Raw genomic sequence first — 13,497 nt, forward strand, 5'->3', positions numbered from 1 at the left:
ATGAAGACCCCGACGACCCCGGCTACTCCGGCAATTCCGCTGTACTTCGCCCCGCATCAGACCGTGGGCGATAACGTCGACACCGGCCTGCTCAACTCCGCTGCCACCCGCACAGTGTTGCAGAGCCAGTCCCACGGACGCGCCCGCTGGCTTTTCGTGGTGCTCACGGCCTTGTTCATCGTCCTGATCCTGGTCTCAGCCGGGATCGGTCAGATGCAGATCGCACCGCTAGAAGTCATCTCCTCGGTGCTTCGCGGGATCGGGATCGACACCGGCATCGAATCCGAGCACACCTACTACGAAGCCGCCCTATGGGATGTGCGCTTCCCGCGGGTGGCACTCGCGGTGATCGTCGGCGCTGGATTGGCCACCGGCGGGGTACTGATGCAGGGCGTGTTCGGCAACCCCCTGGCCGAACCCGGCATCGTCGGGGTCTCCGCCGGTGCGGCTGCCTTCGCCTCGGTGGTTATCGCCCTGGGCCTGAGTGTCTTCGGTGCCTGGACTTTGGTGTGTGGCGCCTTCATCGGCGGGCTACTCGCCACCACCCTGGTGTATCTCACCGCCCGCAAAAACGGTCGGACCGAAGTAGTCACCCTGATCCTCACCGGCGTTGCGGTCAACGCGGTGGCCGGAGCCCTCACCGCGGTGATGACCTTCATCGGCGACACCTCCGCCCGCGAAGAAATCGTCTTCTGGCAACTGGGTTCGCTGAATGGCACGCGCTGGCAAGACGTCTCCGTCGCCGCACCGGTGATGCTGATTGGTATTGGTCTCTGCCTGTTCTACACCCGCCAGCTTGACCTTTTGGCCCTGGGTGAACGCCAGGCCCGCCACCTGGGAGTCGATGTGGAATCGCTACGCCGACAGATCATCATTCTCGTGGCAGTTATCACCTCCGCGGCTGTTGCCTTCTCCGGCATCATTGCCTTCGTGGGCCTGGTGGTACCCCACATCATCCGCATGATCGTCGGCCCTGGCCACCGCGTGCTGCTCCCCGCCTCGATCATCGGGGGAGCGGTGCTCCTGCTGGCAGCCGATTCTGCTGCGCGCACGATCATTCCCTACGCGGATCTACCGATCGGAATTCTGACCGCTCTGGCCGGTGGACCGTTCTTCTTCTACTTGATTCGTCGCACCCGACGTGGCGCCGGGGGGTGGAACTAATGACCCACACTGCTCACGGTGCCCCCATCCGGAACTCCCGGCCCAACCATCGCGCCCCGGTGCTGGTTGCCGACAACGTGTCCGTGACGATCGGGGAGCAGTACCTGATTGACCACCTGGACTTGGAGGTCTACCCCGGTGAAGTCGTCGCACTAGTCGGTCCCAACGGTGCCGGAAAATCGACGTTCTTGGCCACGCTCACTGGCGATACCACCCCGAGCGCCGGCACCGTGACGCTCTACGGAACCGAGCTGTCCGAGCTGCGCCCCGCCCAGATGGCCCGATTGCGCGCGGTGCAACTCCAAGAAAATCGGGTCGCCTTTGCCTTTACTGCCAGTGAGGTCGTGCGATTGGGTCGAGCCGCCTGGGCCGGCACCGGTGAAGAAGCCCGTGACGATGCCGTGGTCTACGAGGTCATGCACGCCACCGAGGTCACCCCACTGGCCCAGCGCGCCTATCCGCAACTGTCTGGAGGCGAGAAAGCTCGCACCACCTTCGCCCGCACCCTGGCCCAAGAGACTCGGATGCTGCTCCTTGACGAGCCCACCGCCGCGATGGATATCCGCCACCAAGAACACGTGCTGCGCCACGTCCGCCAGCGCGCGAACGCCGGAGCAGCCGTGGTGGTGGTCATTCACGATCTGTCGGTGGCCGCAGCCTACGCCGACCGGATCATGATGATCAGCAATGGTCGCCACATCCGCACCGGAACCCCGAAGCAGGTGCTGACCGCACAGCTGATCACCGAGGTCTACGGTCATCCGGTCGATGTGTTGCAACACCCCACCAACGGGGAGCTGATCATCGCCCCGGTCCGTGACCGCCCCCGACGCTCAGCACTATCACCCACACCATCACCTACGACATCTGGAAGTTGCATTCATGAAAACTCATTGTTTCACTGAATCTCGCACGCTGGCCCACGCTGGGCGTACCGTGCGTACTAGCCTGCCGGCTCACCTGCTGGCGGGCCTGCTCGCTGTGGTCATCGCTGTGGCCTGCCTGGCTGGAGTCATCGGCCACCAGCTCCTGACAGCCTCCAGTGCCTCTGCCGCCCCGCAGGTGGCGATCTCCGGACTGGACGGCCAAGCCAAGGTGCGCGCTAGTGGCATCACCGATATCACCGTCAGTGGCCGGGGCTTCCAGTCACTGCAGGGCGGGTTCGGCGGCATCTACGTGGCCTTCGGCTGGGTGGATGATCCCCGCGGTGGTTCGTGGAAACCCTCTCAGGGTGGAAAGACCGGCGTGAACTACATGTACGTCCCCGATACCGAGGCCAAGGATAATAACGGCTACCTGCGCTTTGTGACCTTCCCCGGCTCATCCACCGCTTCGGCCGCTAACGGCGGAACCCTGGCCGCCGACGGGACGTGGAAGCTCACCATGCGTACCCCGGGCGCGAAGTTCAACGCCGTGGACCGTCAGGGCAACCAAAAAACCGTGGACTGCACCAAAGTCACCTGTGGGATCATCACCATCGGCGCCCACGGCGTGCACAACCCGTCCAATGAATCCTTCACTCCGGTCGAGATCGTCGGTGCTGCCGGCGACACCGTCTCGGTGAGTGTCGATGACTCCGCTGCAGCCGCCAACCGCAGTGCTGCGGGTCACCACACTGGCGGTGGCGGCCAGGCCGGAACCGTGGAGAACCCTCAGCAGGCCGCCGTCGATGCGGCTGCGGCTGATCTGGCCAACGGACAGCCAGCTGAACAGGATGAGGCCGGCGACTCCGCCGGCGCTGTAGACGCCGGACAGGCAGAAGAACTGACCGACAACACCGCTGAGGCCAACGCCGCCTTTGCCACCGTCGGGCTACAACAAGAGGTCATCCAGGCCGGTCACGTGCTGGGCTTCACCGGGCAAGGTTTCCAACCGGGCGAGCAAGTGGTCGTCACCCTGGGCGATGGTTCTTCTGGAGCCGGCCCGTTGACCGCCGGTGCAACAGGAGAAGTAGCCGGAGCGATCCCGATCCCCGACGATGCCAGTCCGGGCACCCACACGCTACGACTCACCGGCGCCTCCTCGGAACAAACCGTTGAAGCCCAATTCACGGTCGCGGCCAACGCCACCGCGACCTCGGCCGAGAACTCCAGCTGGTGGTCCCCGGCCTTCATCACGGTCTTGTGTCTGGCCGCGGCCATCCTGATCTTTGTCATCGTCTGCGTCATCGTCTCGCTCCTCAAGCGTCGCCGGGCCCGAGCAACTGTCTCCGAGCAGCCTGACCAGTCTGACCCATACGACGAATACGACCAGCAGGACGATGTCGATCCAGAACCCGAACTGGAGGAATATGATGACGCCACCCAGATGACCGAGGAGATCTCGGCCAGCCACGACCCTTACGCCACCGTGCCAGCCGCCTCGCCAGCAACGGCACCGGCTGAGCGTCTCTCGGGCGGTGGACGCCACCGCCACCTCAGCTCCTCGGACCGGTGGTGAGCCATGGCTAACACCACCCCAACCCGGCAAGCCACTCGGCGCTGTCTGCGCAGACTCGGTGCACCACGACGCGCGTCGGCGGTGACTGCATTGTTGACGGCACTGCTGTTGGTCCTAACCGCATTGCTCAGCGTCCCGCTGGCCGCCAGCCCCGCCATCGCCTCACTCGATGACTCATCGGACGCCCAGGGGTCCTCACGTCGCCAGGTCGATATTGGCGTCGAGATTCCCGAGGGCCTCAACGCCCGGGTCACTCCCGACCAACAAGGCAATTTCACCATCGACAACGCCCAGTTCCGGTGGGGGATCAACGTCGAATCCAACGCCGGGGCCTTCTTCGGCGGCTGCAATTGGCTGCAAGCCGGAAAGGCCGGCAACTGGGGCCGGTCCGAGGTCTGGAGCAACGACAGGTTGTTCAAGGTCAAAGAGGGCAATGTCCGGATCGAAAAACGGCTCGGCGCCACACAGTGGACCACCCCCACCTGGCAGAACAAATGCCAGGATCTCACCGGTTCGACACCCCGCACGGTGCTGACCAACCCCGCAGAAACCGGCACCCAGGCCGAAGTCGTGATCGATGGTGGTCAAGGCCACTACGATGCCACCACCGATACTCTCCGGATCAAGTGGAAGGGGAGCTTTACGGTGGTGTTCTACGGCGGGATGACCTACTGGTGGGCCACCGACCCGGTGCTAGAGCTCACCAACGGCAAAGGCACGCTCACCGCGGACCTGGGTGGGTACGGCGCGGACATGTACGACCTGTCCAAATGGACGGTGCTGGAAACCCACAAAAAGGTGCCCATGGCCACCATCAACTCCGTGTCAATGAAAACCGACCCACAGACCAAACAACTCAACGGGTTGACCACCACCCCTCGCTACCGCGGGGTGAAAGTTGATGTTGCCGCGGTGGGTCCCTCCAACCCGCAAAACCGCAACGAACCCAACTGGGGTTCTTTCCCCCAACAGTTCGTGGACTTCCAGGTCCTGACCGGTCAAGCCGGTTACTGGTACACCACAGGTGGGCTGCGTGACCCGGCCAAACCCCCGACTCCGATCACTGTCTCCTTCGACGCCACCCGCCCGATCTCGTCCGGCAGCGCCACCGAGGTCCCCCCACAGCTGACGGAACCCAGTGAGGCGACCCAGCCGCCCGCGCCCCAGGCGCCGTTGCAGACCGTCAGGAACCCGGCCGGTAGCGCTCGGGTCCCCTCAGCCGGCTGGGCCTCTCCCACCGGGCCCTCGACCACGGCGAGTTATGAGCCGCTGGATCTCAGTGCGCTGCTGGCCGCCATGGGTCACCCGGCCGCGCCAGAAGCCACTGGACTCGCCGATGCCAACGCGGCCGCTCAAGCCGCCGAGGAAGCCAAAACTTCCTACGGGCAGCCCGTAGCCGCCCAAGACATTGACTGGCTGGGAGGCAACTTGATCCCCGACGACGTCGCGCAATTCCTCCAGGATCACCGCGAAGCGTTCCTGTGGGCGCTGGCCGGACTGCTGGTGATCGGCGCCGGCACCGGTCTAGCCTTCTGGCGCGGCTGGCTCGTACTGCCCTGGAAAAACTGACCCTGCCACCACCACAGTCCCCTTTCCTGCCAACCCTTCAACCGATCAATCCATCAACTCACCACGCAAGGAGAGACATGCAGAACAAGATCACACGCCTGTTGGGCGGTGTCGCCGGTATCGCGCTATTGGCCGGTGGCCTGACCGCCACCGACGCCAACGCCGATCAGAACCTCCCGGTCAGCGACGTGCAGTTTAGCTGGGCCGTCAGCGAAGAAGCCGGTGGCGGTGCCTTCTTCGGTGGCGCCAACTGGCTGGTGGCCGGCGAGGTCGGCAATGTGCACGGCGATCAGAACCGCGGTGCCACCGTCTGGGATGAAAAGAAGGACGCCAAGTACTTCACGAATCGCGACGGCAACGTCACCATCACCCGCCCGGATGCCCAGGGAAACCAGGTGCCAGCCACCTGGGCGGCCCGGAATTTTGAATCCATCACCGCCGATGGTGAGCCTGCCGGAAACCGTTTGAAAACAGCCCCGGGCTCCTCTTCCTGGAATCAGGCTAATATTGCCGCCGGTTCCGGCACCGTTGATCCCGAAGGCGAGAACGCCGAGATCTCCTGGGACGGTTCCTTCACCACCGTGTTCTACGGCGGGATGACCTACTGGAGCATCAACGATCCGAAGCTGACCGTCACCAACGGCAAGGGCGAACTGACCGCGACCCTGACCGGTTACGGCGCTGATATGTACGACCTGTCCAAGTGGGTCAAGCTCGATCCGATGCACAATGCCACCGTGGCCACCTTCTCCGATGTCGACGTGACCGAGACCGGGATCGAGATCAAGCCCGATTACCTGGGCGTTGCGGTTGAGGTTGAAGCCAACGGCCCCTCCAACCCGCAGAAGCGGGAGGGCAAACACTGGGGTTCCTTCCCCCAGGATACAGTGGACTTCAACGTCGGCACTGGCCAGGCCGGGTACTGGTATTCCACCGGCGGCCAGGTCGACCCCAAGAAACCGGCCGCCCCGATCTCGGTGTCCTACCCCAAGGTGGAAGCCCCGGCCCAGCCGACCCCCGAGCATGAAGATTGCACCACCGCCGGGGCAGCTGACGGTGAGAACACCGAATGTGTCGATACCGATGTGACCATCCCCGATGCTGATCAGAACCAACCTGGCCCTGGCAACCCCGGCGGACCCGATGAAGGTCCCGGCGATGGTGACGGTGATGACACCCCCACCGGCGCGTTCAAGTTGACCATCGAGAAGAACCAGACCTCCCTGGGCCAGGGTGAAGTGGATCAGGCTGGTGGGGTGGTGGCCTCCGGCCGCCTGCCCGAGGCCACCGTGCTCGATACCCGCTCGAACTCTCAGGGCTGGAACGTGACCGGACAGGCCTCGGCCTTCCAGAACGCCGCGGGAACCGAATCCTTCGGCGCAGCCGCCCTGGGCTGGGTGCCGCGGGTGACCCAAACCGGTCAGACAGCACGAGCCGGTGCCGAGGTGAAGCCCAATGTGGAGAACGGTTTGGCCGCCAACCGCACGCTGGCTACCGCCACCGGCGCCACCGGTGAAAAGACCACCCTGGGTGCGGAACTGAACCTCAACGTGTTGCAACAGAATATCCCCTCCGGTGGGAACTACCGCTCGGTGCTGACCGTGACCGCCATCGCGAAGTAGCCCAGCAGAGTATTACACCACCCGACAGCCTCGGTGAGGTGTTGTGCCCCACGGGGTCGCACCTCACCGAGGCCTCGGATCCTTTTTCACCACCCGGAGCACCATGACCACCCGCCTGACTGTCCCCGCAGCCGTGATCACCACCTTGTTATCAGCCCTGCTGTGCTTGATCCCGTACACCCCCACCGTTGCCACCGCTGCCACGCCTGAAACCCCAGCCTCGGCTGAGATCCCTGCTACCGACCAGAGCCTTTCCCCGGATCAGACCGGGACCTGGGGGATCGCCCCGGCAGATAACGACTACGGCACCGGTCGCAGCTCGTTTGCCTACCAGGTCTCTGCCGGTGAGACCATTGAAGACCAGATGGTCGTGGTTAATTACGGCGCCGAAGAGCTCACCCTCAACACCACCATCGCCGATGCCGAAACTTCCGTGGATGGCACACTGTCCCTGAAAGAACCCGGCCAAGAGCCCACCGGCCTGGAACTCTGGGGCACCGTGGAGACCGAGTCCATCACCGTCGCCCCCGGCGAATCCAAGACCGTGGCCTTCATGATCGAGGTCCCCGCTGATGCCACACCCGGAGACCACCTGGGCGGAGTGGTCACCTCCCGGCTCTCGGAAGGCGACGGCCAGGTCGCAGTCAACCACCGGCTGGCCTCTCAAATCAGGATCACCGTCGACGGCGAGGTCATCCCGGCGCTGGAGATCAACGAGATTAGCATTGTCGACGCCCCGGTGGCCTGGATACCCTTCGCACCTGTGGGAGCCACTGTGCGGTATGAAGTCACCAATACCGGCAATGCGCTCACCCGGATCAACCCCGACAACTCGGTCTGGCTGGGCGCCGTCCATGAATCCGATGCCACCGATCAAGACTCCAGTACCGTGCTGGAACTGATGCCCTCCGGCACCGGGATCGTGGAAGAACGAGCCACCATCTGGCCGATCGGCTACCATCACGCCACCGTCAAGCTCACCCCAGAAGCCGTCTCGGGTGCCCTGGGCGAACCCGTTGAAGCCAACGGATCCGGGATCATCATCCCGTGGGGTACCCTGGTGGTGCTTCTCGTCGTGAGCGGAGGGATTATTGCCTACGTGGTGATCACCCGCCGACGCCACACCCAGCAAGCCGATCCAGCCAAGCCTCAGTCACCCCGCCAGTAAGGACTCCACCGTATGGCCTCTTCCCAGCGTTCAACCACCGTGCGGGATCTGCTCTTCGGATCCCTCGCGGTGCTGATTCTGCTGATCATCGTGGCCTTCGGTGTGCTGGCTTTCCGCCCCGATTGGGCCACGAAACTCGGCATCGGCCCCACCACCGGCCAGGATCGGGTCGCGGAGATGACCGACGCTGACAAAGCCCAGGCTTCGGCAACCATCGCCCCGATGGCCGCCGTCGATGCCCCGGGTGCCGAGTCCACCGCTCGCGATGCGACTCAGACACCAGACAAGATTGACCCCGACTGGCTACACGCCGTCTCCGAGGCCACCGGGATCCCGCCCCGGGCCCTGTCGGCCTATGCCAGCGCCGATCGACGGGTCCGCGAGGAACAACAGTGCGCGGTCGGCTGGAACACCCTGGCCGGCATTGGCTGGATCGAGTCCCAGCACGGCACCCTGCAGGGTGGCTCGGTGGCCGACGATGGCCGCGTCACCCCCAAGATCTACGGCGTCCCCCTGGACGGCACTGGCCATACCGCTCACGTCCCCGACACTGACGGGGGAGAACTCGATCAAAACGAGGTGTACGATCGCGCCGTCGGCCCAATGCAGTTCATCCCCGAGACCTGGGCCCGTTGGGGTGCGGACGGTTCGGGCGACGGCGTGGCCGACCCTCATCAGATCGATGATGCTGCCTATACCGCCGCCCGCTACCTGTGTCACTCTCGCGCCGGGCTCGAAGGCTCTCAAGACTGGATCGCAGCGATCCGGTCCTACAACAATTCGGTGCACTACCAAGCCGACGTGGCCGCCACCGCCGAACGGTACAGGGTAGCAACCGGCGAGATCACCGCCAGCTAGTTCTCCACACCCATCGGTCACTCACAGGGAGACCGCCGGACATTCGTCGGCTTTCTCCACCGTTGCCGCGCTACGGCTACCCTGGCTGGCAACGATTCCCTACCGTCATCGGTATGACAGCTCAGTTCCCTCCACCAACCCAGCCGGCTCATCCAGTCCAGCCGGATCACTCGGCACCTGCGGATCAGGATACCGTCACGCCCGCCGCTGAGTTGCTCGATGCCTTCCATAACACGGGCGATCAACTCCGCCACCAGCTCGCCACCCTGTCGCTGACCGACCAGGCTGATGCCATTGATTTGCTGGCTGCTGCCGAAGATCTCACCCGCACTCTGGACGGGATCAAAGCCACACTCACCGCCCAGCTGTCCGCCCTGCGTATCGAGGCCGAAACCGCCGACAACATCCCGGCCTTACGCCGTGGCTCCGGGCTCGGCGCCGAAATTGCGCTCGCCCGTCGCGTGGACCACCGTACCGGAGCCAAGCTACTGCGTGCCGCCCGGACGCTCGCTGACTCGTTGCCCCAGGCGCTGGCCTCGATGACCAACGGGGGACTGTCAGAAGCCGCCGCCCTGACCTTGGTCCGTGACACCCAAGGAGTCGATGCTGACCACCGTCGCACCATCGATCAGCACCTGGCCGGCGACTACGCGACGCTGACCCCAGCCGAACTGGGACAGCGCTCTCAAGCCCATGCCCAGCGCCTCGATCCCGAGACCATGGATCGCCAGGCCTCCACCAACCGCACCAAACGCAATGTGAAAACCGGCCCCGCTGGTCCCGGGATGGGAACGCTCAACGCTTATCTTCCCGCCGAACAAGTCGCCGCCTGCCACGCCACGCTCCAACGCGACGCCCGCCGGATGATCCGTACCGGCGAGGACACCCGCAGCGAAGAACAACTTATCGCCGACCTACTGGTCGAACGTCTCACCGGCCAATCCTCTGCCCCGGCTATCCCCGTCCAGGTCAAACTCGTGATGACCGACCGTACGCTCTTTGGCACCGATGACACCGTGGCCCGTATCCCCGGGGTCGGCACTCTGCCGGCCTACATCGCTCGGCAGTGGGTTGCGAACCCCGAGGCCAACGTCCTGCTCAACCGGTTGTTTACCGCCCCTCAGACCGGCCATTTGGTCGCGATGGAATCCTCCGCCCGACTCTTTCCTCCCGGGCTGAAAGAACTCATTCGCCTGCGCGACGATCTCTGCCGCACCCCGGGTTGCGAGAACCCCATCCACGAACTCGATCACGCCACACGCTTTGCCGACGGTGGCCCGACCTCCTTCGCCAACGGCCAGGGACTGTGTCGGGTGTGCAATCAGACCAAAGAAAAGAAGCACTGGAAACACCACTCCACCGTCGCCGACATGACCGTCGAAACCCCGACGGGCCACCGTTACCGACGCCCTACCCCGCCAGTGCTACCCGGCCTCGACCTCTCCGATCCCGAACCGCCAGCTCCCGATCCGCCAGCTCCCGATCCGCCAGCTCCCGATCCGCCAGCTCCCGATCCGCCAGCTCCCGATACCCTGATCCCGCTGGAGGCAATCGAACATGGACCGGATGACGTCCCGGACCCTTTTAGCACCGACGGCCCGCCACCGTTCTAGGCCCACCGCTTGATGGCCCACTTCTCCAACAGACCCAGTAACGCATCGGTGATTTTGCCAATCACCGCCAGCAGAATGATCGCCAGAATCAGTCGGTCGGTCCGACCGTTGTTCTGCGAATCCGTGAGCAAGAAGCCCAGCCCCATCGAGGAGGCAATCAGCTCGGCAGCCACCACGAACAGCCACGCCTGTGCCAAGGCAAGGCGTAGTCCGGAAAAGATCGACGGCACCACGGCCGGCAACTGGACGGTGCCTAGGAGTCGTAACCCGTGATAGCCGAAGGCTCTGCCGGCCTCCACCAGCTGTGGGTTCACGTGTTTCAGAGCCGAAAAGACCGTGGTGAACACCGGAAAGAATGCTCCAATGGCGATCAGCGTGACCTTGGAATTCTCTCCGATCTGCAACCACAGGATCAACAGGGGCACCCACGCCAGTGACGGCACCGCCCGGAGCGCGCCCAGGATCGGGGACAGCATCGCCTCAGCCCATCGGTTTAAACCCAGCACGGCCCCGAATACCAGCCCCAATGCGGCACCGATGCCGAAACCAAGGAGCACCCGCTGCAACGAGATCAGGATGTGAAACCCGAGATCGCCACGTTCTGCCAGCACCACACCGGCATCGATGACCTGGAACGGAGAAGGCAACTGTACCGGGTTGAAGACCTCGGCGGCGGTGACACCCCACCACATCAGCAACAGCCCGACCGGCACGATCAGCCCGAGCACAACCCGCCCCGCGGTGGTGCCCAACCACCAGGAGCGCCCGCCTCGTTGATCCCGTGGCTTTTCTGCGTGACCCGACCGAACCCTGGCCCCTGCTCCCGAACGGTCAACGCTGAGGGTCTGATCAGCCTGACCAGCTGTTTCAGGGGTGTCGGCGCTACCAGAGCGACCGGAGGCCGATGCTGACGATGTTGATGTCGTGACAGTTTTTGTGCTGTGAGTGCTCATCAGTGATCAGTGCTCTTCTCAGTGGGTGCAGTCTCCCCGGTGTGCTGATAGTTGCCAGCATGCTGCGCCTGCTCGGCAAACCGGGGCTCAAAAATCTCGTCCAAAGCGGTCTGAATATGTTCGGGCCGATCAACATCTGCGGTTTCGACGAAGATGGGGCCGATGGTGCGCAACACCGACAGCTGATCCGGGCCAGGCACCGGTGAAATATCCAGGTTCGAACGTTCAAAGATCACCGTTTCGGCCACCTCGATCTCGATGCCGGCCTCCTCGGCCAGAATTTCCGCGGTTTCCTGGGGATGCTCCAGGGCCCACTGTCGGGCCCGCTCATAGGTATCGACCACCAGTTGCGCCCGGTCAGGATGGTCCTCAATAAACTCCTCGGTGGCGTTGAGGAAGTTGTAGGTGTTCAGCGCCACGTCCCGATACATCAGCTGTGCCCCCTCGGCTTCGGCCCCAGCCATGATCGGATCCAACCCGGCCCAGGCATCCACCGACCCTTGCTCCATGGCCTGCCGGCCATCGGCGTGTTGCAGATTCTGGATTTCCACGCTTGCTGGGTCCACGCCGTGCTCTTGCAGAGCTTGAATCAAGAAGAAGAACGGATCGGTGCCACGGGTGGCTGCCACGGTGCCCCCGGCAAGGTCTGCTACCGAGCTGATGTCGGCATCCGCTGCAGTCACCAGCGCCGACCATTCCGGTTGATTGGTGATGGCAATGGTCTTGACCGGAGCCCCATTGGCACGGTTGAGTAAAGAGGCCGATCCCGCAGCCGACCCGATATCGATGGCTTCGGCTCGCAGGTTCTCGTTGGCCTTATTCGAACCGGCTGAATAGACCCACTCCACTGAGATCCCCTGATCGGTCAGTTCATCTTCGAGCCAGCCCTGATCTTTGATGATCAAGCTCAGCGGAGAATACGTCGCGTAGTCCAGGGTCAGCGTGTCGTCAGGATTATCGATGGACCCCGATCCTTCACCGACCAGACAGCCGGACAGGGTCACCGACAGCGCAAGAACGCTTGCAGTGGCCACACCACCGCGGAGAAACTGGAATGTCATCGTCCTGCCCCCGCTGTGTCGGTGGTGGCGGTCGATTCGGTCACGCCCAGCCCTTCGTACAGATGCCGGGCGAGGTCGACGAGTTCTGGGGTGGAGAGATCCCGTGGCCGGGCACCGGGAACCTGGCAGATCTCCTGCACTGTCGCTCCGGGCTGCCCAGACTGGTCCGAGCCCAGCAACATGATGTGATCGGATAAGTGTAGGGCCTCATCCACGTCGTGGGTGACCAATAAGATCGTGGTGTTGGTGGCAGCATGCACATCCAGTAATAGCTGTTGCATTTTGATCCTGGTCAGCGCGTCCAAGGCGCCAAAAGGCTCGTCCAGTAGTAGCACTTCCGGGCTCCGTGCCAGCGCCCGGGCCAGGGAAGCGCGCTGGGCCATACCTCCGGAAATTTCTCGAGGCCGGTGCTTGGCCACCTGCCCGAGCCCGACCAGCTCAAGGAGTTCGGCCACGCGCTCGCGACCGGCCCGCCGACCGGTGCCACGGGGTAGCCCGAGCGCTACATTGGCGGCAATGCTACGCCACGGCAACAGTCGGGGCTCTTGGAATCCGACACCGGTTCGGGGGTCATAGGCTACTACCGTGTCGCCACCGATCAGCACATGCCCGGTGTTTTCGGTATCCAGGCCCCCCACGGTGCGAAGCAACGTGGATTTTCCCGATCCGGAGGCTCCGATGATCGATAAGATCTCCCCGGGAGCAACCGTGAACGACATATCGCGCAGAATGGTGCGTGTCCCGGTGTCGGTGGTAAAGCTACGCCCGACGTGGTCGAAGGTGACCGATAGTTGTGAACCGGACGCGAGTTGACCGGAGGTACTGGAAAGGGGTTGACCGGAGGCGCCGGCGCCGGGGGTGGACGAAGCAACAGAAGGCACGTACATCACTCTCCATCGTTCCTGGCGTTAGCACCCTGCTGATTCACGTCAATGTGCCAGTCGAAGCAACAGACAATTGTGTCTCACGTGTCGGGGTTGCTGCGGTGTCAAAGAGCCAGATCTCTCAACCGCTCTGGATGGTTACGTGCTTATCTAATCTTTTCGTTTC

Annotated in this window: 11 protein-coding genes and 1 riboswitch; of the genes, 8 read left to right on the forward strand and 3 right to left on the reverse strand. The window is 63.7% G+C overall.

Annotated elements, in window-relative coordinates:
• The 8 genes from QDX22_RS10345 (at position 1) to QDX22_RS10380 (ending at position 10,433) form a co-directional block, all read left to right on the forward strand.
• Positions 1 to 1,164 carry a FecCD family ABC transporter permease gene (locus QDX22_RS10345; protein ID WP_110101322.1) on the forward strand — a complete coding sequence of 388 codons (1,164 nt, stop codon included), beginning with the start codon at positions 1 to 3 and terminating at the stop codon, positions 1,162 to 1,164.
• Positions 1,164 to 2,069 carry a heme ABC transporter ATP-binding protein gene (locus tag QDX22_RS10350; RefSeq protein ID WP_110101323.1) on the forward strand — a complete coding sequence of 302 codons (906 nt, stop codon included), beginning with the start codon at positions 1,164 to 1,166 and terminating at the stop codon, positions 2,067 to 2,069. Before QDX22_RS10345 ends, QDX22_RS10350 begins: the two co-directional genes overlap by 1 nt.
• Complete coding sequence (locus QDX22_RS10355; RefSeq protein ID WP_279717831.1) at positions 2,047 to 3,603, forward strand: hypothetical protein; 1,557 nt, start codon at positions 2,047 to 2,049, stop codon at positions 3,601 to 3,603. Before QDX22_RS10350 ends, QDX22_RS10355 begins: the two co-directional genes overlap by 23 nt.
• 3 nt (positions 3,604 to 3,606) lie before the next feature.
• The gene (locus QDX22_RS10360) at positions 3,607 to 5,172 is read left to right on the forward strand and encodes a hypothetical protein (RefSeq protein ID WP_279717832.1); all 1,566 of its coding nucleotides are present in this window, start codon (positions 3,607 to 3,609) and stop codon (positions 5,170 to 5,172) included.
• A gap of 77 nt (positions 5,173 to 5,249) precedes the next feature.
• Positions 5,250 to 6,794 (forward strand): hypothetical protein, encoded by a 1,545-nt coding sequence (locus QDX22_RS10365; protein ID WP_279717833.1) that lies wholly within the window; start codon positions 5,250 to 5,252, stop codon positions 6,792 to 6,794.
• Positions 6,795 to 6,897: 103 nt separating this feature from the next.
• Positions 6,898 to 7,962, forward strand: coding sequence for a WxL protein peptidoglycan domain-containing protein (locus QDX22_RS10370; protein WP_279717834.1), 1,065 nt, complete (start codon positions 6,898 to 6,900; stop codon positions 7,960 to 7,962).
• 12 nt (positions 7,963 to 7,974) lie between these two features.
• A complete protein-coding gene (locus QDX22_RS10375; RefSeq protein WP_279717835.1) occupies positions 7,975 to 8,820 on the forward strand; it encodes a lytic transglycosylase domain-containing protein in 846 nt (281 codons plus the stop codon).
• A gap of 113 nt (positions 8,821 to 8,933) precedes the next feature.
• A complete protein-coding gene (locus tag QDX22_RS10380; protein ID WP_279717836.1) occupies positions 8,934 to 10,433 on the forward strand; it encodes an HNH endonuclease in 1,500 nt (499 codons plus the stop codon).
• On the opposite strand, the gene QDX22_RS10385 is transcribed toward QDX22_RS10380, so the two are convergent.
• Genes QDX22_RS10385 through QDX22_RS10395 form a run of 3 tightly spaced genes read right to left on the reverse strand, consistent with a single transcriptional unit; the run spans position 10,430 to position 13,334 of the window.
• A complete protein-coding gene (locus tag QDX22_RS10385) occupies positions 10,430 to 11,386 on the reverse strand; it encodes an ABC transporter permease (RefSeq protein ID WP_279717837.1) in 957 nt (318 codons plus the stop codon). The two genes, QDX22_RS10380 and QDX22_RS10385, sit on opposite strands and share 4 nt — an antisense overlap.
• Positions 11,386 to 12,447, reverse strand: a complete 1,062-nt coding sequence (locus QDX22_RS10390) for an aliphatic sulfonate ABC transporter substrate-binding protein (RefSeq protein WP_279717838.1) — start codon at positions 12,445 to 12,447, stop codon at positions 11,386 to 11,388. The genes QDX22_RS10385 and QDX22_RS10390 overlap by 1 nt, the downstream gene beginning before the upstream one ends.
• Entirely contained in the window at positions 12,444 to 13,334 is an 891-nt protein-coding gene (locus QDX22_RS10395) for an ABC transporter ATP-binding protein (protein WP_110101331.1), read from the reverse strand. Before QDX22_RS10395 ends, QDX22_RS10390 begins: the two co-directional genes overlap by 4 nt.
• A gap of 3 nt (positions 13,335 to 13,337) precedes the next feature.
• A riboswitch (SAM riboswitch) is annotated at positions 13,338 to 13,472 on the reverse strand.
• Positions 13,473 to 13,497: the final 25 nt, after the last annotated feature.

It is taken from the genome of Auritidibacter ignavus, assembly GCF_029853775.1.
GTDB classification, from domain to species: domain Bacteria; phylum Actinomycetota; class Actinomycetes; order Actinomycetales; family Micrococcaceae; genus Auritidibacter; species Auritidibacter ignavus.

Coding starts and splice junctions, on each gene's coding strand:
- QDX22_RS10345 (WP_110101322.1), top strand. CDS start 1: ATGAAGACCCCGACGACCCCGGCTACTCCGGCAATTCCGCTGTACTTC.
- QDX22_RS10350 (WP_110101323.1), top strand. CDS start 1,164: ATGACCCACACTGCTCACGGTGCCCCCATCCGGAACTCCCGGCCCAAC.
- QDX22_RS10355 (WP_279717831.1), top strand. CDS start 2,047: ATGAAAACTCATTGTTTCACTGAATCTCGCACGCTGGCCCACGCTGGG.
- QDX22_RS10360 (WP_279717832.1), top strand. CDS start 3,607: ATGGCTAACACCACCCCAACCCGGCAAGCCACTCGGCGCTGTCTGCGC.
- QDX22_RS10365 (WP_279717833.1), top strand. CDS start 5,250: ATGCAGAACAAGATCACACGCCTGTTGGGCGGTGTCGCCGGTATCGCG.
- QDX22_RS10370 (WP_279717834.1), top strand. CDS start 6,898: ATGACCACCCGCCTGACTGTCCCCGCAGCCGTGATCACCACCTTGTTA.
- QDX22_RS10375 (WP_279717835.1), top strand. CDS start 7,975: ATGGCCTCTTCCCAGCGTTCAACCACCGTGCGGGATCTGCTCTTCGGA.
- QDX22_RS10380 (WP_279717836.1), top strand. CDS start 8,934: ATGACAGCTCAGTTCCCTCCACCAACCCAGCCGGCTCATCCAGTCCAG.
- QDX22_RS10385 (WP_279717837.1), bottom strand. CDS start 11,386: ATGAGCACTCACAGCACAAAAACTGTCACGACATCAACATCGTCAGCA.
- QDX22_RS10390 (WP_279717838.1), bottom strand. CDS start 12,447: ATGACATTCCAGTTTCTCCGCGGTGGTGTGGCCACTGCAAGCGTTCTT.
- QDX22_RS10395 (WP_110101331.1), bottom strand. CDS start 13,334: ATGTACGTGCCTTCTGTTGCTTCGTCCACCCCCGGCGCCGGCGCCTCC.